Raw genomic sequence first — 25,661 nt, forward strand, 5'->3', positions numbered from 1 at the left:
ATCACCAGGTGGTACATATTTCGTACTAGAGGCGGGCGGCCGGCGTTCTTACCGTCGGGCCATGACTCTTACAAAGAACCCGACCGAGCACGACGCCGACATCGTCGCGCTGGCCGCCAAGGTCGGCCTGAGGTGCGCGCCGAGCGAGGCGGAACACGACCTGGACGCTACCTTCGTCGCCGAGGCATACCAGGCGATGCGGGATCACGGTTACCTACGGCTGGCCGTACCCACGGAGTTCGGCGGCCTGGGCGCCGAACTGCGTCAAGTCGTGCTGGCTGAGGGCGAGCTCGCTCGCCATGCGGGATCGGCCGCGCTGGCCGCGGCCATGCACCTCTATATGACCCTGGTCCAGTGCTGGCGACACCGTCGAGGCGCGCCGGACGCCGAGGGCGCGCTGCGCCGAGTCGCCACGGACGGGATGATCATGGCTACCAGCGGCGGATCGGACTGGGTGTGCCCCATGACGACGGCCGTCGAGGTCGACGGCGGGTTCCGGTTCACCGGACGGAAGACGTTCTGCTCGCAGGCGCCGGTCGCCACCGTCATCTCCACCTCGGCCGTGCTCGGGGAACCCGGACCTGACGCCGAGGTCCTGCACGCCGGGGTACCGCTGTCCAGCCCCGGCGTGTCGATGGTCGAGACCTGGGACACCCTCGGGATGCGTGGCACTGCCAGCCATGATCTGGTGTTCGACGACGTGTTCGTCCCGGCCGACAAGATCCTCGGTCGTCGGCCGTACGGGAAGCTCGCGGGGCCGCTGCTGGTCGCCGCCATTCACTTCGCGCCCGTCGTGAGCGCGGTCTATCTGGGCATCGCTCGGGGGGCGTACGACGAGGCGCTCCGCGTCCTCGGCGCGCGTCCCGGAGACCCTGCTCCGGCGACGGTACGTCAACTGGGGGAGATGGCCGCCCGCCTGCGGGTGGCCTGGTGGGCGCTGCTCGCCGCTGTCGAGGAAGTCGGCGACGACCCTCCGGCGGACGAGCCGACGTTGATCACGCTGATGGTGGCCAAGCGGCACGCCGTGTGCGAGGCGAAGGCCATCGTCGACCTCGCCCTCGATGTCGTGGGAGGCGCGGCCTTCTTCCGGACCTCCCCGTTGGAGCGGGCATATCGGGACGTACGCGGAGGCTCGTTCCACCCCATCACCCCCGAGGCGACCTTGGCTCTGGCCGGAACCGCCGCGCTGGCCAACGCGGAGCGCAGACCGTGATCGGTGTCCTTCACACCGAGACCTGCTGCCGAGCCGCACGCCCCCGTGCCCGCCCCGCCCGTGCCTCATGTCGGCGACGTGCCCTGCCTGGCTCCGGGCGGCCCCACCCCGACAAACCGTGACCAGGAACGCCGGTGACATCACGACACTGACCTGGACCCGGGCCATGGTGGCCGCCCGGGCGTCGGGCGCGACGATCAAGGTGCTCAGGAGAACTCGTTTGAACCCGCCGGTGACCCCCGGAGGCGTTCAGACCGACGGTCAAAGACGGTCAAACGATCAAGGGCCTGACCGCTGTCTCCAGCGATCAGGCCCTTGACCTGCGATTTCCGAGTCGGGTGGTGGGATCTGAACCTGCGGCCTCTTCGTCCCGAGGCAATCAAGATCAAGGCTTGACCTCCGGCCATTTGGGCTCTGACATGCGGATACGGTCCACAGTGATCCACCGTCGTCCGGGGTTGTTCGCGGCCGCTGTCACCCGGTTCGTCACTCGATACAGCCCCGCACCTCAGCTTGTGAGCAGGAGCGTGCCTCGCCTCGCGTCCGCACACCTAACCGACAGCGGATAGAGCCGAAGGTGACGACAGGGCGACCGAACCATGCCGGGTTGCGGTCACGGCCGGTTGTGCGAGGGCTCTGCCGCACCATCCGGATCAGAAGGCGGATAATCCCGCATGACCCGTTTTGATCTCCTAGGGTTCGACGAGGCGGGCGAATCCGGTGGACGGGGCGAGATGAGTGCGGGCGGCCGAATCGAACAGGCCAGGCTGCTGTACGAACGAGCAGTCTTCGGGGCGACACCGAGGCTGTGACCGCGGCCGAGCGGGAGCTGGATGCGGTGGAGGCGGACCTCGCCCTCGCCCGGGGCCGTGTCGTGCACGCGCGGTTCACGGAGAGGGGGCACGAGGACCCTCACGAGTTGAGTCTGTTCGAGCGCGCGGCCGAGCTCCTGACGCGATGAGCTGAGGCGGCGCCAGCAGATCAGGTCACTACGGAGGCGTCCTCAGCTCGGCCGGGCCAGTCCTCGGTACGCCTCGCGTAGCTCGGCGGCTTCCGGCACGCGGCGTGCCTCGATGGCGTTGATCACCTCGCGCGCTCTCCAATAGGTGGACGGCACCAGTGCGCCGCTCGTCATCGCGATGAGGGCGAGCTGACCGGCCTCGCGGCGGCGAGGGCGAAGATGATGACGAGAGAACCTGAGGCGCGGCTGGCCGCGACCAATCGTCGGGCCAGGACGAAGGCGGCGCCGCTGAGGCCCGCGAACAGGGCGAGCTCGGCCGCCTGGTGAACGCCTCCAGCGGGCGGTGAGTCCTTCTGGCTGTCCGGGCGGGTAATCGAGGGCGGGATCGGCGGGTACCAGCCCAGCCGCGGCCAGGCCGATGGCTGCGGTGGCGATGAGGACGGGTCCCCAAGGTGGCGCCCCGGCCGGCGTGCAGGGCTCGTCGCAGGCCGATGGCGAACAGGCCCAGAAGCAGGGCGCCGAAGCCCTCCTTCTCCGCGACGCGCGTCGCGGGCCGACCAGACCTCCCGGCTCACCCTCTTGTTGGATACGCGGATTTTAGCTCATACTGAAACTCACGAAGGGAGGGGATTCGTATGGCCGATGACGAACAACTGCTGGAATGGGCCGAGCAGGTCGCCATGCACCTGGCACGCGATGGCGTGCCGCCGATCGCCGGGCGGATCCTGGGCTGGCTGATGGTCTGCGATCCGCCGGAGCAGTCGGCCGGCCAGATCAGCGCCGCCATCGGCGCCAGCCGCGCGTCTTTGACCATGAACCTGCGGTTGCTGACCGGCATGGGCTTCCTCACATGGAGGACCCGGCCGGGCGATCGCACCATGTACTACCGGATGGCCGACGACGCCTGGCAGGCGGTGGTGCGGCAGCAGGTGGCGGGGATCGCCTCTTTCCTCGACATCACCCGCCATGGCCTCGATCTGCTCGGCCCCGACGACGAACGGGCCGCACGCGTCCGTCAAGCGCACGCCACCTTCGCGTGGATGGCCAAGGTGTTCGAACAGGCTCCACCGCTGGACAAGGAGGATCCATGACCGGCCACGCGATCGTGATCGGGGGCGGCATCGGCGGTCTGGCCGCCGCCGTCGCCCTGCGCCGCATTGGCTGGCAGGTGGATGTGCTGGAGCGCGTGCACGCCTTCGGCGAGGTGGGCGCGGGCCTGTCGCAATCGCCCAACGCGATGCGCGCCCTGGCCGAACTCGGCCTGGCCGAACAGGCCCAAGCGGCGAGCATGCCGACCTGGGCCACCCACGCCATGCGCCTGCCCTCAGGTCGCCACCTGATGCGCGCCCCCACCGGCCAGAACCCGCCGCTGCGCGCCTTCCGACGCGCCGCCCTGCATAGGCTGCTCCGACAGGCGCTGCCCGAGGACGTGGTGCACACCGGCGTCGAGGTCACCGGCCTGGCCCAGGGCTCCGAGAAGGTGACCGTCACCCACACCGCCGGCCGGCAGGACGCCGACCTGGTCGTCGGCGCCGACGGCATCCACAGCCTCACCCGCCGCCTGCTGTGGCCGCAGGCCCCCGCCCCGCGCTTCCTCGGCTACACCGCCTGGCTCGGTCTGGCCGACACTTCCATCCCAGTGGGCGGCAGCATGACTCTGGGCCGCGGCCGCTACTTCCTCATCCACCCCGTCGCACCGCGCCAGGTCTACTGGGCGCTGGGCACTACCGCCGACCAGCCCGGCGTCCGCTTCGACGACGAATTGGAGGAAGTGCGGCGGCGAGTCTCCGGCTGGCACGACCCGATCCCCACCCTCCTGGAGGCCACGCCGCCCGAACAGGTCCGCCACCTCGACATCCACGACCTACCCGATCTACCTGCCTACACCAGCGGCCGGATCGCCCTGCTCGGCGACGCCGCCCACGCCATGAGCCCTGATCGCGGCCAAGGCGCCGGGCAATCGATCGAAGACGCCGTCGTCCTGGCCGCCGCCCTCGCCGACAACGCACCCGTACCCGCGGCGCTGGACGCCTACGATGCCCAGCGTCGCCCCCGAACCCAGGCCATCGCCCGCAACGCCCGCCAGGCCGGTCTTCAAGTGATCAACGCCGGGCCGATCACCCATGCCCTGACCGTTCTCGCCCTCCGGCTCACTCCCTCAACGCTGTGGGCGCGCCTCGCGCCCCGCACGCTCGGTCCCCTGTGGGACTGGACACCCCCGATCCTGCCAGCAGCGCCTGACGCACTCCCACATAGCTGACCCGCCCGAGCTACCCCGAAGGCCGAGTCTCACCAGTTGGCGGATGCGCGTCAGAGCCCTGAGAGCCGCGGTTCAATCGGACAGCAGGGGCGGTGAACTTTAGGGCTGTCTGGGGTTGCTAACGGTTACGTGATCGGGTTCAAGCCACTAACGCCACGCTAACGAACGATCAAGGGCCTGACCACTGTCTCCAGTGATCAGGCCCTTGACCTGCAATTTCCGAGTCGGGGTGGCGGGATTTGAACCCACGGCCTCTTCGTCCCGAACCGCGATCGGCGATTCAACAGAAGGTGTGCGAGCGTCGTCACGGTCGGGCTGTTCGCGGGGTTCCTGATCTTCCTTGGCTATCCGGCCATCGCGGCCGTGCTTACGGGGTTCTGAGCAAAAGGGGGAAGCCGATGTTCCATCTCTTGATCATGTTCGAGGAGTACAGGGAGCGCCTGCGGCGATGCCGGGAAGCCGCTGGAAAACGCCCGGACGCGGGCAGCTTCACGACCGAGACCGCCGTCATTGTCGCCATCCTCGTGGCCATCGCGGTCGCCGTCGGTGCCGTGTTGATGTCGAAGGTGATGAACAAGGTCGACTCACTCGATCTCAGATGAGAGATCGGGGAGCGGCGACGACGGAACTCGTGGTGATCTTCCCGTTCGTCATGGTCCTGATCCTGCTCGTCGTGCAGTTCGGCGTCTGGCAGCACGCCGTACACGTCGCGGAGGTGACCGCCGCGGAAGCCCTGGCCGCCGCTCGTGCCGAGGAGGCGGGTACGGAGGCCGGGCGGGCGAAGGCGTCGTCGTTGCTGTCGCAGCTCGGGGGTTCGGTGCTGCATTCACCACGCGTATCGGTGTCTGTGACGGCCGAGGCTGCCCGGGTGGAGATCAGCGGGGTGGCCCCGTCGGTCGTGCCGTTCGTGAAGCTCCCGGTCAGCTCGGTCGCGTACGGTCCGGTCGAACGGTTCCGTCCGGACGCCGGAGGCGCCGGATGAGCAGATCAAGGCAGTTCTGCCCACGGGCCGGGCACGTGCTCGGCCTTGGGGATCCACAGGGAGGGCTGCAGCTCTCGGACTCTCGGGGAGCAGCTCTCACTCCAAGGGAACAGCCCTGCATTGTCCGGCCAGACCATCTCCATGAACGGCTGCGGCCGATGCCGGTAGAACGAAAGCGCAGCTCCGAACAAAGGCTTGTGCCAGCTCTCGTGAACAGGCTTGATGACGATGGGGAGGCGTTCCATTACGTCATCGCGCTCCTGCCCGGGGGACACTGGATGGCCTGCGGCGATGGCGTTGGCCAGGGTGTTCAGGCACTCGCGCATGAGGTCGAGGTCCAGGCCGAACATGGCCACTTCGGGCGAACCGAGGCTGTGACGGAGTCCGATCGTGAAGGCCCAGCCAGGACCGGTCTCATCTTCGGGGACCATCACGACGCTCCAGCCGTACTGCTCGACGTGCGCGATGGTCCGCTGGTCGAAGGCGTCGAGTTCGACGCAGGGGGCGACACAGATGACGCACGGGCAGGAGGCCGGATCGGTCATGAGCATGAGCGTAGACGAGGGCGCCGACATGATCCGGGCGGCGTGGAGAAGGGTTCGGCTACCGCCGAGCTGGTGCTGCTGACGCCTTTGTTGATGTTGGTGGCGTTGTTCGCGGTCGCGGCGGGGCGGCTTGTGGCCGCGCGGCTGGAGGTCAATGACGCGGCCCATCAGGCGGCCCGAGCCGCTTCCATGGCTCGTACGCCGAGCGCGGCCGACACCGCCGCGCGATCCGCGGTGGAAAGCGCACTGGGGGCGACGCGTGCGACCTGCGCGAGCAGGAGCGTCAACGTCGGGCTCGGCTCGTTCCGGCCGGGCGGGAACGTCACCGTAACGGTCACCTGCCATGCGAAATTGTCGGACGTCGCGATGGTGCATATCCCGGGGAGCGCTGCGTTGACCTCGTCGTTCGTCGTTCCCATCGACTACTGGAGATCGCAGTGAGCGGCTTCGTGGTAGCCATTGTCGGGGCGCTGTTCGTTTTGGCCGGGATAGTGGTCGACGGCGGCCTCGCGCTCGGGGCGCGGGTCCGCGCGCTCAACGAGGCGCAGGAAGCCGCCCGCGCGGGCGCGCAGCAGATCGATCTGGCCGCCTACCGGCGCAACGCCGAGATGCGACTGGACGCCGGTCGTGCTCGCACTGCCGCACTGGCCTACGTCTCCGCTACGCCGGACACGGCGACGGTCGAGGTGTCCGGCCAGACGGTTACGGTCGTCGTCCATGCGGTCCAGGACACGCAGATCCTCGGCCTGGTCGGCTTGGGCTCGATCCGCGTATCGGGCCGGGCGAGCGCGGCGGCCAGGCGAGGGATAACCGGGGTGATCAGATGACGAAGGTCTTCACTGTGCTCGGCCGGTTGGTCCGCGGGCTCGTGGTCGCGGTCGTGCTGGCGCTGATCGAGGCCGGGGTTCCGGCCATGCTCGTACGCTTCGCCGGGTGGCCGTTCCCGCGCGAGGTTCCGACCTGGGCGGCCATGAGCCGGGCTCTGATGACCCCGATCCCGGACGAGGTGTTGGTCAAGGTCCTTGCATGTCCCCTCTGGCTCCTGTGGGTGGCTTTCACGATCGCGCTGGTCGTGGAGATCTGGGCGGCGGTCCGCGGCGTACAGGTCCACGTGCCGCTGCTCGGGCCGCTCCAGACCGTCGCGGCCGGATTGATCGGTTCGCTCGCCATAGCGGTCCTGCCGATCGATGTCGGTTCCAGCAGCACGCCGGCCCGGCCGCAGGTCGTTCCCGTGGCAATGAAATACGAGGCCGTGAGCGATCCGGAGACGATCCGGATCAGCTCTCCGGTGGCCATGACCGCGCTGGCCGATCGGCCTGTCCATGTGGTCAAGCAGGGCGACAGCCTGTGGACGATCGCCAGGCGCAGGCTCGGCGATCCGCTGCAGTGGATGAAGATCTGGAAACTCAACGCCGGTCACCCCCAGGCAGACGGACAGGCCTTCACCAACCCTGATCTCATCCGGCCCGGTTGGCGGCTTCGCCTTCCGCTGCTCCGCCGGGGTTCCGGCGACTTTCCTCGGGAAAAGCGCGCGACGCCGTCTCCGGTCGAATCTCCGCAGCCGAAACCGATGCCGTCGTCGGGCGCGCTTTCTGCAGAGGGCGCACGCGTGGGGATCGAGCTGCCCTCCGGGAGCTTGGTCGCCATGTCGGTCGCCGCAGGTGTGGCCGCCGCCTATGCGCTGTCACGCTTCCAGCGGCGTCGCCGTCGCGTCTCGCCGTCCATTGAGGAAACCGCCCCGAGCATGCCGGAGGATCCGCCCTCGCCGGTAGTGGAGACGATGCGTAAGGCGTACTTCCAGAGCTTCCGGGAGCGCGGCGAGGAGCCGCCGTCGGACGCCGAGCTGATCAGGGAGAGTGCGTCCGCCATGGAGGTTCCACGATCGGTCATGCTCGGTTCCGGAGAGCGCGGAGCCACGGTGGAGGTCGCACTGGAAGGGCTCAGCCTCGGGGTGACGGGGCCGGGCGCGGATGATGCCGTCCGCGCGTTCGTGCTGGACCTGCTCCAGCAGGCCGGCAATTTCCGGACCGAACTCATCATGAGCAGGCAAGATGCGCTCGTGCTGACCGGCATTGGCGCGGAGGAGTTGGGGGACGTGCCGGGATTGACGGTCACCGCTTCGGGAGACGAGGCGGTTGACCGGTTGGAGGAAGTCCGGTTCACCCGCCGTCGGCTACTGGCTGAGCGGGAGTCCGACACCGTGGACGCGCTGAGGGAGCGTGACCCTGGGGACGTACTGCCAACGGTGGTTCTCGTCGCGTCGGCGACGGTGGATGTCGGCTCGCGGGTCGGTGCGGCGCTGGCCTCGGGGAGTGGGTGCGGGATCGGCGCGCTCATGCTCGGAGACTGGCCGCATGGCACGACGTGCCATGTCGGGGATGACCACCGCGTCGGCTCCGCCCAAGGCCCACTCGCGCCGCGACTTGCTAGGGCCGAGCTGTTCCATGTGATGCGGACGGACCTCGCAGCTGCGCTACGGCTGCTCGCCGGCGCACAGGGTGAGGAGAGCCAGCCCGTAGAGGAGGATGCGGCGCCTCCGAGCTGGGATCACCCGACCCCTGTGCGGGTACGCGTCCTCGGGAAACCGGCCGTCTGGGTGAAGGGTCAGGAACACCCGCTGCGGATCCGGGGACTCAAGCTGTGGTTGCTGGTCTACCTCGCACTGCATCCGCAGGGGGCGACCAAGGAGACCATCTGCGAGGCGCTGTGGCCGGGCAAGCCGCTCGGGCACGAGTTCCACAGCCTCCTCCGGCATCTCCGGCACGCCCTGGAGCAGTCGACCGGACCGTGCGGCGAGCCGTTCATCCAGCTCGGGGACGACGAGAGTTACCGAGCTGACCCGAAGGTGATCGGCTTCGACCTCTGGGACTTTCAGGCCGCCGTTAAGCAGGCTCGCACGGCCGGGGACCGGGCTTCCCGGATCGCGTGCTTGACGCGCGCCGCCGGTTTATGTGGTGGCGAAATCGGCGTGGGGATCAGCGAGGACTGGGTCCTCGACGAGCGCTACCCGCTGATCGTGGCGCAGGTCGACGCGCTGACGCAGCTCGCCGAACTGGTTGAAGGGGATGACGCGGAACGGGCTCTGGACCTCCTCGACCAGGCCCGCCGTCTCGACCCAGACACGGAGGACACCTGGTGCCGCGTCATCCGCCTCCAGGTGCGGCTCGGCCGTGCCGATCAAGCGCGCCAGACCGGGCGACTCCTACGCGCGCACCTGCAGAGTCTCCAGGTCGAACCGATGCCGGAAACCCAAGAACTGCTCGCTTCTCTCGCTCACAGCTCAGTTCGTACGGGATAGGAAGCGAGATATACGGAGCCTTCCTCAGCTCGCTGGACGTCCGCGCGCAGCCCAAGCTTCTGCAACCTTCTGCCGCACCAGCTTGGCGAGCGCCCGCCGCCGCTCCGGGTCCTCCTCCCAGGTGGCCTCGGCGCACAGCACGCGAGCCGCCTCGTGCGGCTCCGCGTCTCTGACCGCGTACCAGCTCACCCCGCCATTGCCGCGGCGCTCATGGTCGCGCCGGAGGATCGTCACGATGCCCGAGACGAAAACCTGCCTGGTGATCGGATCCTTCGCCAGGATCTGCCGGTCGACCTTCAGCCCGCCGTCCAGCGACTCGCCACCCAGGAAATCGTCCTCCCACCGCCACATGCGTCGCGTGATCCCCCGATGACAGGTACTCGGTTCCGCGCCCCTCTATAGGCATGGAGAACGTCTGAGACTCCCTCCTGCACAGCTCGTCACCAACTGCCGGGGCGGGAGCCGGGGATCGGCCGTGTTTTGTGAAATGAACCAGCCGCACTCAGGCTCCGAAGATCAGCGACGTTCGATGAGAAGAGAGAAGGTCTCGACTGAATCGTCTCATCGAAGATGGCGAATCTGAATGCCACAGCCTGCAGGTCCGCCGTGATCGATCGAAGAAAGCCGACAACCCGCTGCGGTGCGCATACTGCGAGCCTTGACGGTCACCCAGTGGGTCGCATGCATGGCCGGACGCTGAGAGGCTGCGTTCGGCACCACCCGAGGAACCAGAAACTGCAGGTCAGCCTACCCGCGATATGACGAAAATCGTTTCCCGATCCGTCGCCGATGTAATTTGTGGCAAGCGTTCCTTCTCTTTTTGGAAGAACTCTTTCTCCGGCAACGCCAAACCGAGCCGGACTCCTCGCGAAATCGAGTTTGTAAAGGCTGGCGGAGTGAATCCTGACGGCGCACCATGTAAGGGGCCGCAGGTGCCAGAGGAGACGACGTGACAATGTCATCAAATGATCCCCGACTCGTCGTCATGTATCCGTCACAGCTTGCGGGGACGGTGCTTCCTGTGGGCCCCGGACGCCGATCGCTCGGCCGAGGGCACGCCGCCGATCTACGACTCGACGACCCTCACCTCAGTTCCATCCACGCCGCGCTGAGCCAGACGGGTGGTCAGACCAGCGTCGAGGACCTTGGATCGCGCAACGGCACGTTGGTCAACGGCGAACCGGTGCGGCGATCACGGGTGCTGCACGATGGCGACGTGGTCCAGTTCGGCATGGTCCGCGCGCGGTACGAGGTGCCTGGGAGCACCGGCATGATGCTGCCCGCCCGACCCGCGCAGGAGCGCCCGGTCCGCTTCGACGTCGACCGGCAGACAGGCGGCCAGATCAACAATGTGGGCCGCGACCAATACAACCACTACTTCCAGCAGCGGGAGAGCTTCCTACGGGAGGTCGCGGCGGCTCGCACCAGGGCGCGCCACTTGATCTACTTGAGCCTGGCCATGCAGTTTGGCGGGAGCCTCTTCATCACCTGGAAATTCTTCCACACCTTCGACGGGCTCCCCGAAGCCGTGCAAAGCCTGAGCTTCCAGTGGATGAAGAAGGTGTGGCACGCCATCTTCGGCTTGGACACGTTGATCGCGCTGGTCGTCGCCACGGCGGGCCACACGCTCTCCTGGAGCGCGTTGATCATGCACATCGTCGCCGCCGCGCGCGGCAGGAAAGTAGACACCGATCCCCGGCACGCCTGGAACGCCCCGGTCCAGCGCGGACGAGTTGGAGGATGGAATTGACGTTCAACATCGGCAACCAGCAAGCCGTCAACATCAACAATGTGGGTGGCGACCAGACTATCCAGGGCGGCCAGCAGGGCACGTTCCTCGGCGGGGAGCCCAGTGAGTGGGCCGCGTCGCTGGTGACCCGGCTCCATGCTCTCAGCCTGCCGTCTGAAGCGGCCGAGGCAGAAGCCGTACAGACCGAACTGAACCGCGCGCGACCCGATCGCCAGAGCATCGCCACCCGCCTGATCCGGCTGACCGAGGTACTGAGTTCGGTGGGGGCGATCGCCGCGGCGGGAGAGTCGTTGCGCGGGCCGCTGATGGCTCTGGCGGGCTGGCTGGGGGCGCTCGGAGCTCCCATCATGCGCATGCTCACGGGCTGAGCCAGGCAGCAAGATGCTCCCTGCGCGCTGCCATACTCTCCCGGAGCCGTCTCCAAGGCGGCTCTCGCCGCCCTGCATGCGGGATTGAAGATAAACGGGTCTGTCGCTTAGTCGACTAGTCGACGAGGGTTGATCTGCTCAGTACGACCGCTGTGCGCGGCATGCGCGGGGCGGGGAGCGGGAGCGTAGTTGGTCACCGGCCGGGAACTGGGCGACGCGGGTCCGACCGGACAATTTTGGATACTTGCGGAACGAGGGAAGCACAGGCCGTAGCGCGTAGAGGCCACAGGGGTGGAGCGGGACAGATGATCACGCCGACGTTGCCAGCGTGGCCGCCGCCCTGCCGCACCTCTCAGGAGTTTGACGTACGTCCCGCCGCCAGGTGAGGGTGATCCCATGGCGGCTGACTTCAGCTTGGGTGTGCTCACCGATGTCATGAGATCTGCGTGCCGTACGGCAGGACTGGGAGCAATGCTTGAGATCTGTGGATCGGCCGGGAAGGGGTGTACCTTCCCGGTGATCGTTTGAGGTCTCACACGCATGGCCGACGCGCCAACGTCGGCTGGGAAGGCACACCCGATGCTCACCGTAGTCCCTGACCCTGCCGACGGCGACCGCCGTACCACAGACGGCCCAATCTCCTCCTCGCTGATCGACGAGATCGTCCGCGAGGGCGCCCGCCGGATGCTCGCCGAAGCGCTCAAAGCCGAGGTTGACGCCTATATCGCCGCCTTCACGGGCGAACGCGACGAGGCCTGGCGCCGTCTGGTGGTGCGCAACGGCTACCACCAACCGCGGGAAGTGCTCACCGCAGCCGGCGCGATCGAGGTCCGCGCACCGCGCGTCAACGACAAGCGCACCGATGAGGTCACCGGCGAACGCAGGCGATTCTCCTCGGCGATCCTGCCGCCTTGGGCGCGCAAGACCCCGAAGGTCACCGAGGTGCTGCCGCTGCTCTACCTGCATGGCCTGTCCAGCGGGGACTTCGTACCGGCGCTGGGGCAGTTCCTCGGCTCTGCAAACGGGCTGTCGGCGCCGGTGATCACCCGGTTGACCGAGCAGTGGAAGGCCGAGCAACGCGCCTTCGCTGATCGCGACCTGTCCGGGGTCGACTACGTCTACCTGTGGGCCGACGGCGTGCACGTCAACATCCGCCTGGAAGAGCAGCGGTTGTGCCTGCTCGTGATGATCGGCGTGCGCGCCGACGGCCGCAAGGAACTGATCGCGCTGGCCGACGGCTACCGGGAGTCGACCGAATCCTGGGCTGATCTGCTACGCGACTGCAAACGTCGGGGGATGCGCGCCCCTGCCCTGGCAGTCGGGGATGGCGCGCTGGGGTTCTGGGCCGCGCTGGGCGAGGTGTTCCCGCAGGCCAGAGCCCAGCGCTGCCGGTTTCACAAGATCGCCAACGTGCTGGGGGCGCTGCCGAAGTCCGCGCAACCCGGCGCGAAGAAGGCCCTGGCCGAGATCTGGAACGCCGAGGACAAGGACCATGCCCTGGCGGCGGTGAAGGCGTTCCAGGCCGCTTACGGCGCCAAGTACGGCAAGGCCGTGGCCAAGGTCGTCGACGATGTCGAGGAGTTGCTGGCGTTCTACGACTTCCCCGCCGAACACTGGGTGCATCTGCGCACGACCAACCCGATCGAGTCGACGTTCGCCACGGTCCGGCACCGGACCAAGGTCACCAAAGGGCCGGGGTCCCGGGCGGCTGGGCTGGCCATGGCGTTCAAGCTGATCGAGTCCGCCCAGGCCCGCTGGCGTGCGGTCAACGCTCCCCACCTCGTCGCCCTGGTACGTGCCGGGGCGACCTTCATCAACGGCAGGCTCGTCGAACGCCCCGACGATCAGCCCTCACCGGCAGCCGCTTAGAAACTCGTGATCCACAGGTCTTGACGATTGCTCGCGGGCGGCGCGGATCTCGGCGTCGGCGACCTTGTCGTCCAGCAGTGCGTATAGCTGGGTGGTCTCGGTGGAGGCGGGGCCGAGACGGCGGCGGACGGCTTCGATGGACACGCCGGAGTTGATCAGTTCGGTGGCGTGGGCGTGGCGCAGCTGGTGCATGTCGATGTTCAGCCCGGCCGCCGCGCAGTAGGTGGTCCAGCGGTGGTGGGCAGCGTCATAGGCCAGCGGCCCGTCGGCGCCGGCGAGGTAGAGCCGGAAGGCTGCCGCGCTCGACACCGAAAATGTATGTTCGCCGCAGTAGACATTTGTGGCCGCTGGGGCTAGTGTTTCTCGCATCGTAAGGAACGGATCGGCCGGGCAGCGGAAGTACTTGCACCACGATGAACTGCCCGGAGCAGGATGAAGTTGGAAGTTGATGGCAGAAGGTCGGACGTGACGGGCCAGCGCAGTGGTTAGGGGCCCTGATCGTGGACGCGCTGCCGCAGGTGAAGCCGGATAGTGGTCCGGAAGAAAGAGATGAAGGGAGTGTTTGACGCCATCGGGATCGCCCGTTGCCGGCTGAGTCTCGCCGCTCGGGTACCGGAATTCCACGGATGGGAAGGTGGTCTACGGTCACGCATCCGCGATCCCCGCATCACCGCCGCTCAGTACGGCGGACGCGGAAAACAGTGAGCCGGCCAGATATGGCCGGTAGATGGTGTTGAACCCTTCGGGGCCCCGGCGCGACAGGTGCCGGGGCCCCCTGTGCGCGTGATGGAAAGGAATGCATGGATCAACCTCGCTCGGCTGCCGAGGGCGAAACGCTCGCTCACGGCAGGATTGCGGACACGGCCGGGTCCAGGGCTGGATTCAGGGCTGAAGACCGGTTCGAGGATCGGTTCGACGATGAGGACTACCCCGCCTACAGCATGGGCGCGGCCGCGGAGATGCTCGGTGTCAGCCCCGCGTTCCTGCGGGCTCTGGGTGTCGCGAAACTGATCGAGCCGAAACGCTCCAGCGGCGGCCATCGCCGCTACTCTCGCTACCAGCTGCGGCTGGCTGCGCGCGCGCGGGAACTCGTCGATCAGGGCACTCCTGTGGAAGCCGCCTGCCGGATCATCATCTTGGAAGACCAGCTCGCCGAGGCGCTGCGCATCAACAACGCGCGCGACCGCCCGGCCGGACACTAGCACCGGCGGTGAGAAGACCCGGCAGCGTGAGGCTGACCGGGTCTTGGTGTGCAGCTTGGCGACGTGGTCGCGCTTTTCGCTGGCCTGACCTCCCGGATGCGTGCCTCCTGCCAGGCGTAATAACGTTTCGCACGCTGTCGATTACTGGTATCGAGGAGCTGTGGGGCTGTGGTGGACATCCCGTGCCGCCGACTCTCGTGCGGCAGCGATGCGGCAGCCGGAAACGTATCAGGGCTCACACCCGTGAAGGTGTGAGCCCTGATACGTGGCGCTATTTTGTCAGGCGGCAACGATGTTTTCGGCCTGAGGGCCCTTCTGGCCCTGGGTGACATCGAAGGCCACCTTCTGGCCCTCGCGCAGCTCGCGGTAGCCGCCCTGAGAGACGATGTTGGAGTAGTGCGCGAAGACGTCGGCGCCGCCGCCGTCCTGCTCGATGAAGCCGAAGCCCTTTTCCGCGTTGAACCACTTCACGGTGCCAGAAGCCATGTTGATCTCCTCTTGATAGGTGCAAAGCCGAAATCCGCACTGCACGAATTCCGCGTCGCCGAGATAGGCCCACACCCGGAGAAGGCCGGCAAACAAAAAATGCACCTGAGGCTACATACCGTCAGGTGCACACAAGTTCATTATGGGTACCACAACTGCAACTACGTTCAACCTAGCACACGTGAGGCGTGATACGCATACCCCGCCGCTATCCGCCTGGAGGAGTCGCATTCCGCGCGGCGCCGCACTCCCGCCCCCGTATCTCAGGCCGCGCGGCCCACGGCCGTCATCCGCGCCTGCCTGCGCCGAGGCCGCCCAGGCGCTCGCCAGGACGGGGTGCGCTACCTGCCGATCCGGCCGCTGGCGGCCCCTGACTATCCGCCGCCGCGCAGCTACGGGTTCCCCGTATTGATGGCGGCGATCCACACCAAGGCATGAGGGCGCGAAGTCGTGGCGAACCGGCTGTCGGGCCTGTGGGCCTTCGTTGTCCGGTCGGCCAGGCTCAGCTCATGCTCGGCGCGGGTGCCGGCAGAGCCGTTGTGGCCTGCAGCGGTGAGGATGTCGCCGGGACGCGCGCATGGCGTCGAAGGCGACGGCTCCGTACCCGGCAAGGGTGGCCTCCAGCGCTGTCTCGAAGTCAGCGATGCTGCGTTCGATTAGGAATGCCACACGCTTGAGCGGCGGTTCGGCATGAAACGCCTGAACGAGCTGATCGAGCCGGAGGAGCAACTGGTTCGCACCTTTGAGACGGACGTCCTCCAGCAGACTCGTGGACATCTCGACCCTGCGCCTGTGTGCCTCTTCGAGTACGGCACCAAGGCGAGGGTGCTTGATGACGATATCGCCGAGCGTCATGTCGTACGGAGGAGGGGTGGGCATCACTGGACGCTCCGTCATCTGAGCGGTTGGACGCGGGTCGCTTGTTCGGCCTTGCTGATCTGAACAAGACTTCGCCTGCGCGGGACATCATGCAGCGATCAAGGTGCCCAGGGAAACTCATTTGAACCGGTCGGTGCCCCCTGGAGGCGTTCAGACCGACGGTCAAATGACGGTCAAACGATCAAGGGCCTGACCGCTGTCTTCAGCGATCAGGCCCTTGACCTGCAATTTCCGAGTCGGGGTGGCGGGATTTGAACCCACGGCCTCTTCGTCCCGAACGAAGCGCGCTGCCAAGCTGCGCTACACCCCGGTGCGCAGAGCTTGTTCGCCCTGCGCCTCGCAAAGTCTAGCGGACTTTGGTCGTGCTTGTGTCATCCCCGGACTGGATGATCACGATGAGGTCCGCCGGGGAACGAGCGTGAGAAGCGTCGCCTCCGGAGGGCAGGCGAACCGCACCGGTGCGTACGGCGAGGTGCCGAGGCCGGCCGACACATGCAGCCAGGAGCTTTCGTGCCTGCTCAGCCCCTTGACGCGAGCCCGGTCGATGCCGCAGTTCGTCACCAGCGCCCCGTAGAAGGGAATGCACAGCTGGCCGCCGTGCGTGTGACCGGCGAGCAGGAGCTGGTACCCGTCGGCGGCGAAGCGCGACATGTTCCGCGGCTCGGGCGAGTGCATGACGCCCAGCCGTAGATCGGCGTCGGAGGGGGCGGGGCCGGCGATCACGTCGTACCGGTCGCGGTCGATGTGCGAGTCGTGGATGCCGCCGACGTGGACGTCCAGGTCGCCGACCTTCAGGCGGGCCGTCGTGTTGTTCATGTCGAGCCAGCCCGCCGCGGTCATCGCGGAGCCGAGCTCGTCCCAGGGCAGGTTCGGGATGTGCTGCCGCGCGTCGTTCTTGGACGTACGCCAGAGGTACCTGGCCGGGTTCTTGGGTCGTGGCGCGTACAGGTCGTTCGACCCGTACACGAACATGCCGGGCCGGTCGAGCAGGGGTTCGACCGCGTGCATGTAGGCCGGGATCGCGTCCGGGTGGGCCAACGTGTCACCCGTGTTCACCACCAGGTCGGGCTGGAGGGACGCAAGAGAACGCACCCAGTTGATCAACCTGGAGCGTCCCGGGGTGAGATGCAGGTCGGAGATCTGCAGGATCCGGATCGGCCGTTGCCCGGGACCGAGAACGGGCACGTCGAAGCGCCGCAGGCGGAACCAGTTCCGTTCCACGATGGAGGCGTAACCGAGACCGGCCACGCCGAGACCGAGCAGGGACAAGGGAACCGCCACAGCTTTCCTCACACAGCCATCATGCCCGACCCGGGAGGCGGCTCAGGGATAACGAGGCGAGATCCGGCCCGCCGAGACGGCAAGATGGACCCTATGAGTGCGTTGAAGGACAAGCTGAAGGCCGATCTCTCGGCTTCGATGAAGGCCCGTGACGAGGTACGCCTCCGGACCATCCGGATGGCCCTGGCCGCCGTCAACGTCGAGGAGGTGGCGGGCAAGGAGGCCCGCGAGCTCTCCGACGAGGAGATCGTCAAGGTGCTGACCCGGGAGGCGAAGAAGCGCCGTGAGGCGTCCGAGGCCTTCGCGAACGCCGGACGCGCCGAGCAGGCGCAGGCCGAGCTGGACGAGCAGGCCGTCCTTGAGGAGTACCTCCCCGCGCAGCTTTCCGACGACGAGCTGAACCGTCTCGTGGACGAGGCGATCGCGGAGAGCGGTGCCGAGGGTCCCAAGGCGATGGGCCAGGTCATGAAGGTTCTCAACCCGAAGGTCGCGGGCCGCGCCGAAGGCGGCCGTGTCGCCCAGGCTGTACGCGCCCGGCTGGCCGGCTGACCCGGGCCGCGGACGCGCACGAGCCCGCTGACCTGGGCCGCGGGCGCGCTGGCCGGCAGGTCGGGGCCGCAGACGGTCGCGGGCCGACGGAGTGCCCGCCGGCCCGCGACCGTCGCCGTGAGGCGACCTCAGTCGATGATGATGGGACCGCCGTCGTCGTTTCCGTGACCGCGGCCGTTGCCTCGGCCGTGGTCTCCGCCGTCGCCCCCGCGGTCACCGCCCCGATCGTCGTGGGCGGGACGTCGGGGAGCGCACTGCTGGGTGCAGCCGCCGAACCTCGACATGTCGGGCGCGACGAACGATGTGGCAGAGACGCCCTTGAGCGCCCCCAGCATCGTGTCCTTCCAGATCGGGCCCGGGATGGTGGCGCCGAACACCGAGCCGTAGGTACGCCCGCCCATGACCTGGCCGCCCAGCGGGTAACGCACCGGGCCGCGAGGGTCGCCGAGGCTGACCGCGCCGGCGAGATCCGGCGTGTACCCGGCGAACCACACGGTCCGTGACTGGTCGCCGGTACCGGTCTTGCCCGCGGCGTCCCTGCCGATCCCGCCGACGCCGCGCATGGTGCCCTTGGTGAACACGCCTTGGAGGATGTTGGTGGCCGCGTCCGCGATCTCCTCTTCCACGGCCTGCTTGCACTCAGGCTTGAAGGCGGTGACCTTGCCGAACCGGTCGACGATCTCCGTGATCGCCATCGGGGCGCAGTACTTGCCGCGTGCGCCGAGGGTCGCGTACGCGGACGCCACGGTCACCGGGTCCATCTCGTTGAAGCCGAGGGTGAAGGTCTGGAACTCGCGCAGTTTCTGGCCGTCGGCCCGCTTGATGCCGAAGTCCTTGGCGGTCTTGACGACGTCGCAGAGCCCCACCTTCCGCTCCAGCGTCATGAAGAAGGTGTTCACCGAGCCCCAGGTGCCGGTCTCCAGCGTCCTGAACCCGCCGGCGCCGCCCTCGGAGTTGCCCTGGGCGGTGGTGGGGTCGCCGACGTTCTCGCCCTTGCAGTTCTTGAAGTCGGAGTACCCGTTGGCCTGGAAAGTGGCGCCCGTGTTGAAGCCGTCACCGAACTTCATGCCCTCCTTGAGGGCGGTGACCAGGGTGAACATCTTGAACGTCGAGCCGGCCTGGAAGCCGGTGCCGCCGCCATGCAGGGCGTCCGCGACGACGTTGAACGACATCTCGTTCTTCTTGTGGTTGGTCCCGAACTTCCGGCTCGCCGCCATCGCGCGGATCGCGCCGGTGCCCGGCTCGACGAGCGCCTCGGACGCGACGGGCTTGTCGCCCGTGTGGACGTATTTCTTGATCGCCTTCTCGGCGGCCTTCTGCATGTCGCGGTTCAGGGTGGTCTTGATGGTCAGACCGCCCCGGTTGAGGAACTCCCGCCGGGTCTTCTCGGACTTGCCGAACTGCTCGTCGTGCAGGATCTCGTTCTGGACGTACAGGCAGAAGTAGGGGAACTCGCTCTCCTCGCAGCCGCCGGGGATGGGCTTGTCCTTGTAGCCGAGCTTCTTGGTCTTGGCCTTCGCGGCCTCCTCCAGCGTGATGATCTTCAGCTCGGCCATCCGGTCCAGCACGGTGTTGCGCCGGGTGATCAGCCGGTCCCGGTACGCCTTGCCCAGGTTCGGGTCGGTGTTGTTCGGGTTCTGTACGGCTCCCGCCAGAGTGGCGGCCTGGACGAGATCGAGCTCGGAGGCGTGCTTGCCGAAGAACCGCTTGGACGCCGCCTCGATGCCGTAAGATCCGGCCCCGAAATACGCGATGTTGAGATATCGGTTGAGGATCTCGTCCTTCGAGTACTTCTTCTCGATGGCCATGGCGTACCGGATCTCGTTGAGCTTGCGCGAGAGGGTCGGTGCGATGGCCGCGGCCTTGTCCTCTTGGGTCTCGGCCTTGTTGAAGATGACCTGCTTGACGTATTGCTGAGTGATCGAGGAGCCGCCCTGGGTGACGCCCCCCGTGGTGAGGTTCTTGATGAGAGCGCGGCTCGTGCCCTCAAGGTCGAGTGCTCCGTGCTCATAGAAACGGAAGTCCTCGATCGCGACGATGGCCTTCCGCATGATCGGAGAGATCTTGTCGAGCGGGACGGACTCCCGGTTCTGGAAGTAGAACTGCGCGATCTGCTTGCCGCCCGCGTCGAGCAGCGTGGTCTTCTCGGGAAGCGGAGGCTCGTCGAGGTCCTCCGGAGCGATGTTCAGCTCTTCCTTGACGGACTTCACCGTGATGCCCGCACCGCCGACCGCCGGTAGCGCGATGGCCGCCGCCAGCACCCCCGCCGCTCCCGCGGCGGCGATCAGCCGCAGGACGGTTCCAAGCGCCGTTGCCTGAGCTTTGCCTTGAGCTTGCACGTAACCAAGGGTACGTCGAGCGGAGTACTCGATCGCTACCGGAGGTCCCTACTTTACACTGCGCCGTCTCGGGGAGGACTAGTCATTCCCGGCCACATGGCCTGACATGACCATCTGGGAAATTGGTCCGCCCGGGTCTGTCGGTCCGATCGACTTGTTGCGTACGTTCTCCTCTGCGGCAATGCAACTAGGAGGCTCGACGCCCGCGCCCGTCGGCCGAAATGACGACTGACCACCTTAAGGGGAGTGGGGTCGAACATGTGGATCACGGATTGGACCTCCCGTGCCGCCTGTCGAGGTGCGGATCCTGACGCTCTCTTCGTGCAGGGCGCCGCGCAGAACCGGGCGAAGCTGATCTGCCGGGGATGCCCGGTCCGTACCGAGTGCCTCGCCGATGCGCTGGACAACCGCATCGAGTTCGGGGTGTGGGGCGGTATGACCGAGCGGGAACGCCGCGCGCTGCTGAGGCGCCGGCCCGATGTGAACTCCTGGCGCGACCTGCTGGAGTCGGCCAAGGAAGAGTACGAGCGAACCAACGAGCTCATCGCCGGATGAGCCGGGGGTTCACCCCCTCCCTCCTCCACAGGTCATGACGCGAGGAGATCTCCGATCTCGCGCAGCCCGTCCAGATCGTGCACGTCCTCGGCCATCGCGGGGACGTGGGCGATCGGCACGGTCGGATGCGCCGACATGAAGTGTTCCTGCTCGCGTTGCTCGCGGGCGGCGAGCTGCATCCGTCCCGCGTGCAGTCGCAGTACGGCGGAGGCCAGCTCGTGCTCGCCGCGGGACTCCAGGTCCTCCGCCGCCGCGGTGCTCCGGGCGGCGGACAGGGCGGGCGCCGGCGAGCGGTGCAGCCGGTTGATGACCAGCCCGGCCAGGGGCATGCGCTCCTCGGCCAGCCGCTCGACGAAGTACGAGGCTTCGCGGATGGCGTCGCGTTCCGGCGTGGCGACTACGACGAAGGCTGTTCCCGGCGCCTGCAGCAGCTTGTACGTCTGCTCGGCTCGCTGCCTGAAGCCTCCGAAGACCGCGTCGAGGGCCGAGACGAACATCTGGATGTCCTTCAGCACCTGAGCGCCCAGCACCTTGGTCAACGCGCCGGCGACGATGCCGAAACCCGCGTTGAGCAGCTTGAACGCATTCCTGCCCCCGGCCTTGGCCGGGGCCATCAGGATACGGATGAGCCGCCCGTCGAGGAACCGCCCCAGGCGTTCCGGCGCGTCGAGGAAGTCGAGCGCCGACCGGGACGGCGGCGTGTCGACGATGATCAGATCCCAGTCGCCGGACCGGCGGAGTTGGCCCAGCTTCTCCATCGCCATGTACTCCTGCGTGCCGGAGAAGCTCGACGACAGCGACTGATAAAAGGGATTTGTCAGGATCTGGCGGGCGCGCTCGGGGTCCGCGTGCGCTTCGATGATCTCATCGAAGGTCCGCTTCATGTCGAGCATCATCGCGTGCAGCTCGCCCTGGGAGCCGACACCCTTGACCCGGCGCGGGACGTTGTCCAGCTCGGTGAGCCCCATGGCCTGGGCCAGCCGCTTCGCCGGGTCCACGGTGAGCACGACGACCGAACGGCCGCGCTCCGCGGCCCGCAGCCCCAGGGCCGCCGCCGTGGTGGTCTTGCCGACGCCGCCGGAGCCGCAGCACACGATGATGCGCGTGTTCTCGTCGTCCAGGATCGCGTCGATGTCCAGAACGGGCGCGGTCTTGGTCACAGCTCTGCCTTTCGACGTCCGGACGTCCGGAGGTGACCCGCGGCTGCCGGGGCCGTACGGGATCGGGTCATGCCGCGCCCTGCGCGCGGATGGCCTCGGCGAGTTCGTACAGCCCGGCCAGGTCGGTGCCGTCGGCGAGGAGCGGCAGCTCATAACGCGGCGTCCCCGCCTTCGCCAGGGAAGCCCGCTCCCGCTTCTCCAGCCGGGTCCTGTGGGCGTGCTCGGTGACCTCCTCGGCGAGGGCCTGGGCGATCGCCGACGCGTCCGCCGACTCGCCGACGAGGCCGGCGGCCTTCAGCCCGAGCGCGAGCTCCGCGTGGTCGAAGCGTTTCTTGAGCGCCGAGTCCAGCACGTCCTTCGGCAGGCCGGTCGGGCGGACCATGTTGATGAAGATACCGCCGACAGGCAGCTCGGCGTCGTGCAGTTCGGTGACGCCGTCCAGCGTCTCCTGGACCGGCATCTCCTCCAGGAGCGAGACGAAATGGACCGCCGTCTCAGGAGAGGCGACGACCCCGCGCACCAGGTCGGCGTGGTTCTTGACGGGGCCGACCCGGGCCAGCCCGGCGACCTCCTGGGTGACGTTGAGGAAGCGGGTGATCCGACCCGTCGGCGGCGCGTCCATCACGATCGCGTCGTAGACCCGCCTGCCCGACCTGTCACGGCGGCGTACGGCCTCGCTGGTCTTGCCGGTGACGAGGACGTCGCGCAGGCCGGGAGCGATGGTGGTGGCGAAGTCGACCACGCCCATCCGGGTGAGCACCTTGCCCATGCGCTTGAGGCCGTAGAACATCTCGAGGTACTCGAGCATGGCCTCTTCCGGGTCGATCGCCAGGGCGTACACGTCGCCACCGCCGGGGGCCACGGCGATCTTCCGCTCCTCGTACGGCAGCGGTGGCAGGTCGAAGACCTGGGCGATGCCCTGCCTGCCCTCGACCTCGACGAGCAGCACCTTGCGGCCGCCCGCCGCGAGTGCGAGGGCCAGGGCGGCGGCCACGGTGGTCTTCCCCGTGCCGCCCTTGCCGGTGACGACGTGCAGCCGCACGCCGTCCCAATCGGTGTCCCGAGCGCTCACGGCTCCTCCTCGCCAGGGGGCGTCGGAATGGCGTCGGCGACGCTGCCACGCCGGATCGTTCGCTCGCTCCGCTCGCTCACGGTTTGAAGGCTACCCAAAGGTCACATGTCGATTTCGCGGAGGCCGTCCGTTGGGGACCCTTGCGGTACGGCTCGCGCACGGATTGGCTTGGGGGCAGGCTTCATCGCTTTCGCACAACGGGGTGGAAAGGGGTTACCGATCGTGGAGTCGGTGCTGTTCGCGTTGGTCCTGATGTTAGCGATCTTCGTGTTGATCGTGCTGGCCCGCAGCATCAGGGTCGTTCAGCAGTTCGAGACGGGCATCGTCTTCCGTCTCGGGCGCATCCAGTCGAACGTCCGGGGGCCCGGCCTTCATCTGGTCGCTCCGATGATCGACCGGATGCAGAAGGTCAACATGCAGATCGTCACGATGGGCGTCCCCGCGCAGGAGGGGATCACGCGTGACAACGTCTCGGTACGCGTCGACGCCGTCGTGTACTTCCGGGTCATCGACCCGATCAAGGCCGTCGTCAACGTGCAGAACTATCTCTTCGCGGTGTCGCAGGTCGCCCAGACCTCGCTGCGCTCGGTCATCGGCCAGTCGGAGCTGGACCAGCTCCTCTCCGACCGCGACGCGCTCAACGCCAAGCTGAAGAACGTCATCGACGAGCCCACCGAGGGGCCGTGGGGCATCAGGATCGAGCGGGTCGAGATCAAGGACGTGGCGCTGCCCGAGGGCATGAAGCGCTCGATGTCCCGCCAGGCCGAGGCCGAGCGTGAGCGGCGTGCCCGCATCATCACGGCGGACGGCGAGTTCCAGGCGTCCAAGCGCCTGGCCGCGGCGGCCAAGGAGATGTCGTCCGACCCGGCCGCGCTGCAGCTTCGCCTGCTGCAGACCGTGGTGGAGGTCGCGGCGGAGAAGAACAGCACCCTGGTGATGCCGCTGCCCGTCGAGATGTTGCGCTTCTTCGACCGGATGGCCCCGGCGGCGGCGCAGGCCGCGGCGGCGAAGGAGGAGGAAGAGGAGCCCGAGCCGGTGGACGAGGTCATCGACGAGTTGCCCGCGATCGAGTCTCAGGTGTCCGTTCCCGGGCTCTCCGGCCTTCCGGCTGCCGCCGACGGAGCCGATCACGCTCCCACCGTGCAGAACCCCGTCTGGAACCGGGAGACCCCCTGAAGGCCGAGCGTGCCTCCCGCCGGGGACGTCTGCTCGGACGCGCGGCGTGATCCGTCGATAACCTGGCCCCATGACCAAGTGGGAATACGTCACGGTGCCGTTGCTGACGCACGCGACGAAGCAGATTCTTGACAACTGGGGCGAGGACGGCTGGGAGCTGGTCTCCGTCATCCCGGGGCCGAACCCCGAGCAGCTTGTCGCCTACATGAAGCGAGCGAAGTGATATGAGCACCCCTGAAAAGCGCATCGCCGACCTCGGGCTGACCCTGCCCGAGGTGGTGGCTCCTCTCGCGGCGTACGTGCCCGCGGTCCGTACGGGCGACTACGTCTACACCTCCGGCCAGCTTCCCATGGTCGGCGGCAAGCTGGCCGTCACCGGCAAGGTCGGCGCCGAGGTCTCCGCCGAGGACGCCGCGGCGCAGGCGCGGATCTGCGCGCTGAACGCCCTCGCGGCGGTGAAGTCCGTCGTCGGCGACCTGTCGAACATCGTCAGGATCGTGAAGGTCGTCGCCTTCGTGTCCAGCGCGCCGGGCTTCACCGGCCAGCCGGCCGTCGCCAACGGCGCCAGCGAGCTGCTCGGGGAGATCCTCGGGGACGCCGGAAAGCACGCGCGCAGCGCCGTCGGCGTGGCGGTCCTCCCGATGGACGCCCCGGTGGAGGTCGAGCTGATCGCCGAGGTCCGCTGACCACCTCCTCGTACGCGGTGCGAGATCGCGGGGGCGTCCAGAGCGTTCCTCGCGATCGAGGGGCGCCCGCCCGCCGCCGTCGCGGGCGGGCGCCCCTCACGTGACCGCACCGGCGCCGTAGGCGTGTCACCCGAACGATGTTCTAATGAGTCGCACAGAGGCGCTACCGCGTGGAGGGTGTATGGGGATCCCGCTTCCGGGAGAGATCGGGCAACGGGCGCGGGACATCCTCGCGGGGCGCGTCCCGATCGTGCCGGCCAGAGACGCGGCCACCGTGGTGGTGCTCCGTGACGATCCGCTCGAGGTCTATCTCCTGCGCAGGAAGGCGACGATGGCCTTCGCCGCGGGCGCCTACGTGTTCCCCGGAGGCTCGGTCGACCCCAGGGACACCGACCACGCGGTCGCGTGGGCGGGCCCTCCGCCCTCGGATTGGGCCGCGGCCTTCGGCACGGACGAGCGGACGGCGCGCGGCCTCGTGTGCGCCGCCGTACGGGAGACCTTCGAGGAGTCCGGTGTGCTCCTGGCCGGGCCGAGCGCGACCACGATCGTGGCGGACACCACCGGTGACGACTGGGAGGCCGACCGTCTCGCGTTGATCGACCGCACGCTCTCGTTCGCCGAGTTCCTCGACCGGCGCGGTCTGGTGCTGCGCTCCGATCTGCTCCGGGCGTGGGCACACTGGATCACGCCCGAGATCGAGACCAAGCGGTTCGACACCCGGTTCTTCGTCGCCGCGCTACCGCCCGGCCAGCGCACGCGCGACGTCGGGGGCGAGGCCGACGAGGTCGCCTGGATGAGCCCGGCCGCCGCCCTGGACCGCGGGAAGGCGGGCGAGATCATGCTCATGCCGCCGACCTTCCGTACGTTGACCGAACTCGCCGGGTTCGAGACGATCGACGACGTGCTGCGCGAGGAGCACGCGATCACGACGGTGCAGCCGTCCGCCGCCGAGGTGGACGGTGAGATGGTCCTGATCGTCCCCGACCCCGACCACGTCCCGGGGCGTACGCCATGAACGGGACGACGGGAA

The 25,661-nt window shown here is 67.8% G+C and carries 30 protein-coding genes and 1 tRNA gene; 20 read left to right on the plus strand and 11 right to left on the minus strand.

All coding sequences use genetic code 11. From position 1 onward, the window contains the following. The first annotated feature begins 61 nt into the window (after positions 1–61). Complete coding sequence (locus AB0I59_RS24930; protein ID WP_358136475.1) at positions 62–1,213, plus strand: acyl-CoA dehydrogenase family protein; 1,152 nt, start codon at positions 62–64, stop codon at positions 1,211–1,213. Positions 1,214–2,021: 808 nt separating this feature from the next. Beyond that, on the plus strand, positions 2,022–2,174 hold the full coding sequence (locus tag AB0I59_RS24935) for a hypothetical protein (protein ID WP_358136478.1): 153 nt from the start codon (positions 2,022–2,024) through the stop codon (positions 2,172–2,174). 42 nt (positions 2,175–2,216) lie between these two features. On the opposite strand, the gene AB0I59_RS24940 is transcribed toward AB0I59_RS24935, so the two are convergent. Beyond that, positions 2,217–2,348: a hypothetical protein gene (locus AB0I59_RS24940; protein ID WP_358136481.1), complete on the minus strand. Its 132-nt coding sequence runs from the start codon at positions 2,346–2,348 to the stop codon at positions 2,217–2,219. 461 nt (positions 2,349–2,809) lie between these two features. On the opposite strand from AB0I59_RS24940, the gene AB0I59_RS24945 reads away from it, so the two are divergent. The 4 genes from AB0I59_RS24945 (at position 2,810) to AB0I59_RS24960 (ending at position 5,416) form a co-directional block, all read left to right on the plus strand. After that, positions 2,810–3,265 (plus strand): GbsR/MarR family transcriptional regulator, encoded by a 456-nt coding sequence (locus AB0I59_RS24945; protein ID WP_358136484.1) that lies wholly within the window; start codon positions 2,810–2,812, stop codon positions 3,263–3,265. After that, the gene (locus AB0I59_RS24950; protein ID WP_358136487.1) at positions 3,262–4,434 is read left to right on the plus strand and encodes an FAD-dependent monooxygenase; all 1,173 of its coding nucleotides are present in this window, start codon (positions 3,262–3,264) and stop codon (positions 4,432–4,434) included. Before AB0I59_RS24945 ends, AB0I59_RS24950 begins: the two co-directional genes overlap by 4 nt. A gap of 410 nt (positions 4,435–4,844) precedes the next feature. Then, on the plus strand, positions 4,845–5,036 hold the full coding sequence (locus tag AB0I59_RS24955) for a hypothetical protein (RefSeq protein WP_358136490.1): 192 nt from the start codon (positions 4,845–4,847) through the stop codon (positions 5,034–5,036). Then, on the plus strand, positions 5,033–5,416 hold the full coding sequence (locus AB0I59_RS24960; RefSeq protein ID WP_358136493.1) for a TadE family protein: 384 nt from the start codon (positions 5,033–5,035) through the stop codon (positions 5,414–5,416). The genes AB0I59_RS24955 and AB0I59_RS24960 overlap by 4 nt, the downstream gene beginning before the upstream one ends. Positions 5,417–5,421: 5 nt before the next feature. On the opposite strand, the gene AB0I59_RS24965 is transcribed toward AB0I59_RS24960, so the two are convergent. Beyond that, positions 5,422–5,961 (minus strand): DUF4262 domain-containing protein, encoded by a 540-nt coding sequence (locus tag AB0I59_RS24965; protein WP_358136496.1) that lies wholly within the window; start codon positions 5,959–5,961, stop codon positions 5,422–5,424. A gap of 42 nt (positions 5,962–6,003) precedes the next feature. On the opposite strand from AB0I59_RS24965, the gene AB0I59_RS24970 reads away from it, so the two are divergent. Beyond that, on the plus strand, positions 6,004–6,402 hold the full coding sequence (locus tag AB0I59_RS24970; protein ID WP_358136499.1) for a TadE/TadG family type IV pilus assembly protein: 399 nt from the start codon (positions 6,004–6,006) through the stop codon (positions 6,400–6,402). Continuing rightward, the gene (locus tag AB0I59_RS24975; protein ID WP_358136502.1) at positions 6,399–6,788 is read left to right on the plus strand and encodes a pilus assembly protein TadG-related protein; all 390 of its coding nucleotides are present in this window, start codon (positions 6,399–6,401) and stop codon (positions 6,786–6,788) included. The genes AB0I59_RS24970 and AB0I59_RS24975 overlap by 4 nt, the downstream gene beginning before the upstream one ends. Here the strand turns inward: AB0I59_RS24975 and AB0I59_RS24980 are convergent. After that, positions 6,781–6,978, minus strand: coding sequence for a hypothetical protein (locus AB0I59_RS24980; protein ID WP_358136505.1), 198 nt, complete (start codon positions 6,976–6,978; stop codon positions 6,781–6,783). The two genes, AB0I59_RS24975 and AB0I59_RS24980, sit on opposite strands and share 8 nt — an antisense overlap. Positions 6,979–7,072: 94 nt before the next feature. Here AB0I59_RS24980 and AB0I59_RS24985 point away from each other — a divergent pair, with 94 nt between their 5' ends. Next, the gene (locus tag AB0I59_RS24985) at positions 7,073–9,259 is read left to right on the plus strand and encodes an AfsR/SARP family transcriptional regulator (protein ID WP_358136508.1); all 2,187 of its coding nucleotides are present in this window, start codon (positions 7,073–7,075) and stop codon (positions 9,257–9,259) included. A 24-nt stretch (positions 9,260–9,283) separates the two neighbouring features. Here AB0I59_RS24985 and AB0I59_RS24990 read toward each other — a convergent pair whose 3' ends face one another. Continuing rightward, positions 9,284–9,610, minus strand: coding sequence for a hypothetical protein (locus tag AB0I59_RS24990; RefSeq protein WP_061253956.1), 327 nt, complete (start codon positions 9,608–9,610; stop codon positions 9,284–9,286). A 634-nt stretch (positions 9,611–10,244) separates the two neighbouring features. Here AB0I59_RS24990 and AB0I59_RS24995 point away from each other — a divergent pair. The 3 genes from AB0I59_RS24995 to AB0I59_RS25005 all read left to right on the plus strand — a co-directional run bounded on the left by AB0I59_RS24995 (position 10,245) and on the right by AB0I59_RS25005 (position 13,246). Then, positions 10,245–11,009: an FHA domain-containing protein gene (locus AB0I59_RS24995; RefSeq protein ID WP_358136511.1), complete on the plus strand. Its 765-nt coding sequence runs from the start codon at positions 10,245–10,247 to the stop codon at positions 11,007–11,009. Further along, positions 11,000–11,377: a hypothetical protein gene (locus tag AB0I59_RS25000; protein WP_358136514.1), complete on the plus strand. Its 378-nt coding sequence runs from the start codon at positions 11,000–11,002 to the stop codon at positions 11,375–11,377. Before AB0I59_RS24995 ends, AB0I59_RS25000 begins: the two co-directional genes overlap by 10 nt. Before the next feature lie 579 nt (positions 11,378–11,956). Continuing rightward, positions 11,957–13,246 carry an IS256 family transposase gene (locus AB0I59_RS25005; protein WP_358136517.1) on the plus strand — a complete coding sequence of 430 codons (1,290 nt, stop codon included), beginning with the start codon at positions 11,957–11,959 and terminating at the stop codon, positions 13,244–13,246. On the opposite strand, the gene AB0I59_RS25010 is transcribed toward AB0I59_RS25005, so the two are convergent. Then, a complete protein-coding gene (locus tag AB0I59_RS25010; protein WP_061253953.1) occupies positions 13,229–13,555 on the minus strand; it encodes a tyrosine-type recombinase/integrase in 327 nt (108 codons plus the stop codon). The two genes, AB0I59_RS25005 and AB0I59_RS25010, sit on opposite strands and share 18 nt — an antisense overlap. A 491-nt stretch (positions 13,556–14,046) precedes the next feature. Here AB0I59_RS25010 and AB0I59_RS25015 point away from each other — a divergent pair, with 491 nt between their 5' ends. Beyond that, positions 14,047–14,448 (plus strand): helix-turn-helix domain-containing protein, encoded by a 402-nt coding sequence (locus AB0I59_RS25015; protein WP_358136520.1) that lies wholly within the window; start codon positions 14,047–14,049, stop codon positions 14,446–14,448. 279 nt (positions 14,449–14,727) lie between these two features. Here AB0I59_RS25015 and AB0I59_RS25020 read toward each other — a convergent pair whose 3' ends face one another. Then, positions 14,728–14,934, minus strand: a complete 207-nt coding sequence (locus tag AB0I59_RS25020; RefSeq protein ID WP_061253952.1) for a cold-shock protein — start codon at positions 14,932–14,934, stop codon at positions 14,728–14,730. 690 nt (positions 14,935–15,624) lie between these two features. Between AB0I59_RS25020 and AB0I59_RS25025 the strand changes: the two genes are divergently transcribed. Further along, positions 15,625–15,876, plus strand: coding sequence for a hypothetical protein (locus AB0I59_RS25025; protein WP_061253951.1), 252 nt, complete (start codon positions 15,625–15,627; stop codon positions 15,874–15,876). Positions 15,877–16,049: 173 nt separating this feature from the next. On the opposite strand, the gene AB0I59_RS25030 is transcribed toward AB0I59_RS25025, so the two are convergent. Both AB0I59_RS25030 and AB0I59_RS25035 read right to left on the minus strand, forming a co-directional pair. Next, a tRNA-Pro gene (locus AB0I59_RS25030) sits at positions 16,050–16,123 on the minus strand. Positions 16,124–16,203: 80 nt separating this feature from the next. Further along, complete coding sequence (locus AB0I59_RS25035; RefSeq protein ID WP_358136523.1) at positions 16,204–17,106, minus strand: metallophosphoesterase; 903 nt, start codon at positions 17,104–17,106, stop codon at positions 16,204–16,206. 81 nt (positions 17,107–17,187) lie between these two features. Here AB0I59_RS25035 and AB0I59_RS25040 point away from each other — a divergent pair, with 81 nt between their 5' ends. Continuing rightward, a complete protein-coding gene (locus AB0I59_RS25040) occupies positions 17,188–17,643 on the plus strand; it encodes a GatB/YqeY domain-containing protein (protein ID WP_061253936.1) in 456 nt (151 codons plus the stop codon). 128 nt (positions 17,644–17,771) lie between these two features. Here AB0I59_RS25040 and AB0I59_RS25045 read toward each other — a convergent pair whose 3' ends face one another. After that, positions 17,772–19,982, minus strand: a complete 2,211-nt coding sequence (locus AB0I59_RS25045) for a transglycosylase domain-containing protein (RefSeq protein WP_061253935.1) — start codon at positions 19,980–19,982, stop codon at positions 17,772–17,774. Positions 19,983–20,240: 258 nt separating this feature from the next. On the opposite strand from AB0I59_RS25045, the gene AB0I59_RS25050 reads away from it, so the two are divergent. Continuing rightward, positions 20,241–20,537 carry a WhiB family transcriptional regulator gene (locus AB0I59_RS25050; protein WP_061253934.1) on the plus strand — a complete coding sequence of 99 codons (297 nt, stop codon included), beginning with the start codon at positions 20,241–20,243 and terminating at the stop codon, positions 20,535–20,537. A gap of 32 nt (positions 20,538–20,569) precedes the next feature. On the opposite strand, the gene bagB is transcribed toward AB0I59_RS25050, so the two are convergent. Both bagB and bagA read right to left on the minus strand, forming a co-directional pair. Beyond that, positions 20,570–21,697 carry an ATPase BagB gene (bagB, locus tag AB0I59_RS25055; RefSeq protein ID WP_358136528.1) on the minus strand — a complete coding sequence of 376 codons (1,128 nt, stop codon included), beginning with the start codon at positions 21,695–21,697 and terminating at the stop codon, positions 20,570–20,572. 67 nt (positions 21,698–21,764) lie between these two features. Then, the gene (gene bagA, locus AB0I59_RS25060) at positions 21,765–22,769 is read right to left on the minus strand and encodes an ATPase BagA (protein ID WP_358136531.1); all 1,005 of its coding nucleotides are present in this window, start codon (positions 22,767–22,769) and stop codon (positions 21,765–21,767) included. A 231-nt stretch (positions 22,770–23,000) separates the two neighbouring features. Between bagA and AB0I59_RS25065 the strand changes: the two genes are divergently transcribed. From AB0I59_RS25065 to AB0I59_RS25080, 4 genes are all read left to right on the plus strand, one after another. Continuing rightward, positions 23,001–23,945: a slipin family protein gene (locus tag AB0I59_RS25065; protein WP_358136534.1), complete on the plus strand. Its 945-nt coding sequence runs from the start codon at positions 23,001–23,003 to the stop codon at positions 23,943–23,945. Between the two features lie 70 nt (positions 23,946–24,015). Further along, entirely contained in the window at positions 24,016–24,168 is a 153-nt protein-coding gene (gene sp36, locus AB0I59_RS25070) for a Sp36 family protein (protein ID WP_143737071.1), read from the plus strand. A gap of 1 nt (position 24,169) precedes the next feature. Further along, positions 24,170–24,631 (plus strand): RidA family protein, encoded by a 462-nt coding sequence (locus AB0I59_RS25075; protein WP_061253930.1) that lies wholly within the window; start codon positions 24,170–24,172, stop codon positions 24,629–24,631. Positions 24,632–24,812: 181 nt separating this feature from the next. Next, on the plus strand, positions 24,813–25,646 hold the full coding sequence (locus AB0I59_RS25080; protein WP_358136538.1) for an NUDIX hydrolase: 834 nt from the start codon (positions 24,813–24,815) through the stop codon (positions 25,644–25,646). The last annotated feature ends 15 nt before the right edge of the window (positions 25,647–25,661 follow it).

Origin of the sequence: Microtetraspora glauca, from assembly GCF_040656155.1 — a bacterium.
In the GTDB taxonomy this organism is placed as follows: domain Bacteria; phylum Actinomycetota; class Actinomycetes; order Streptosporangiales; family Streptosporangiaceae; genus Microtetraspora; species Microtetraspora glauca.

Excerpts from the sequence above, each read along its gene's own strand:
- AB0I59_RS24930 (WP_358136475.1), top strand. The coding sequence starts at position 62 with ATGACTCTTACAAAGAACCCGACCGAGCACGACGCCGACATCGTCGCG.
- AB0I59_RS24940 (WP_358136481.1), bottom strand. The coding sequence starts at position 2,348 with ATGACGAGCGGCGCACTGGTGCCGTCCACCTATTGGAGAGCGCGCGAG.
- AB0I59_RS24945 (WP_358136484.1), top strand. The coding sequence starts at position 2,810 with ATGGCCGATGACGAACAACTGCTGGAATGGGCCGAGCAGGTCGCCATG.
- AB0I59_RS24950 (WP_358136487.1), top strand. The coding sequence starts at position 3,262 with ATGACCGGCCACGCGATCGTGATCGGGGGCGGCATCGGCGGTCTGGCC.
- AB0I59_RS24960 (WP_358136493.1), top strand. The coding sequence starts at position 5,033 with ATGAGAGATCGGGGAGCGGCGACGACGGAACTCGTGGTGATCTTCCCG.
- AB0I59_RS24965 (WP_358136496.1), bottom strand. The coding sequence starts at position 5,961 with ATGACCGATCCGGCCTCCTGCCCGTGCGTCATCTGTGTCGCCCCCTGC.
- AB0I59_RS24990 (WP_061253956.1), bottom strand. The coding sequence starts at position 9,610 with ATGTGGCGGTGGGAGGACGATTTCCTGGGTGGCGAGTCGCTGGACGGC.
- AB0I59_RS24995 (WP_358136511.1), top strand. The coding sequence starts at position 10,245 with ATGTATCCGTCACAGCTTGCGGGGACGGTGCTTCCTGTGGGCCCCGGA.
- AB0I59_RS25000 (WP_358136514.1), top strand. The coding sequence starts at position 11,000 with ATGGAATTGACGTTCAACATCGGCAACCAGCAAGCCGTCAACATCAAC.
- AB0I59_RS25005 (WP_358136517.1), top strand. The coding sequence starts at position 11,957 with ATGCTCACCGTAGTCCCTGACCCTGCCGACGGCGACCGCCGTACCACA.
- AB0I59_RS25015 (WP_358136520.1), top strand. The coding sequence starts at position 14,047 with ATGGATCAACCTCGCTCGGCTGCCGAGGGCGAAACGCTCGCTCACGGC.
- AB0I59_RS25020 (WP_061253952.1), bottom strand. The coding sequence starts at position 14,934 with ATGGCTTCTGGCACCGTGAAGTGGTTCAACGCGGAAAAGGGCTTCGGC.
- AB0I59_RS25025 (WP_061253951.1), top strand. The coding sequence starts at position 15,625 with ATGAAACGCCTGAACGAGCTGATCGAGCCGGAGGAGCAACTGGTTCGC.
- AB0I59_RS25040 (WP_061253936.1), top strand. The coding sequence starts at position 17,188 with ATGAGTGCGTTGAAGGACAAGCTGAAGGCCGATCTCTCGGCTTCGATG.
- AB0I59_RS25050 (WP_061253934.1), top strand. The coding sequence starts at position 20,241 with ATGTGGATCACGGATTGGACCTCCCGTGCCGCCTGTCGAGGTGCGGAT.
- sp36 (WP_143737071.1), top strand. The coding sequence starts at position 24,016 with ATGACCAAGTGGGAATACGTCACGGTGCCGTTGCTGACGCACGCGACG.
- AB0I59_RS25075 (WP_061253930.1), top strand. The coding sequence starts at position 24,170 with ATGAGCACCCCTGAAAAGCGCATCGCCGACCTCGGGCTGACCCTGCCC.
- AB0I59_RS25080 (WP_358136538.1), top strand. The coding sequence starts at position 24,813 with ATGGGGATCCCGCTTCCGGGAGAGATCGGGCAACGGGCGCGGGACATC.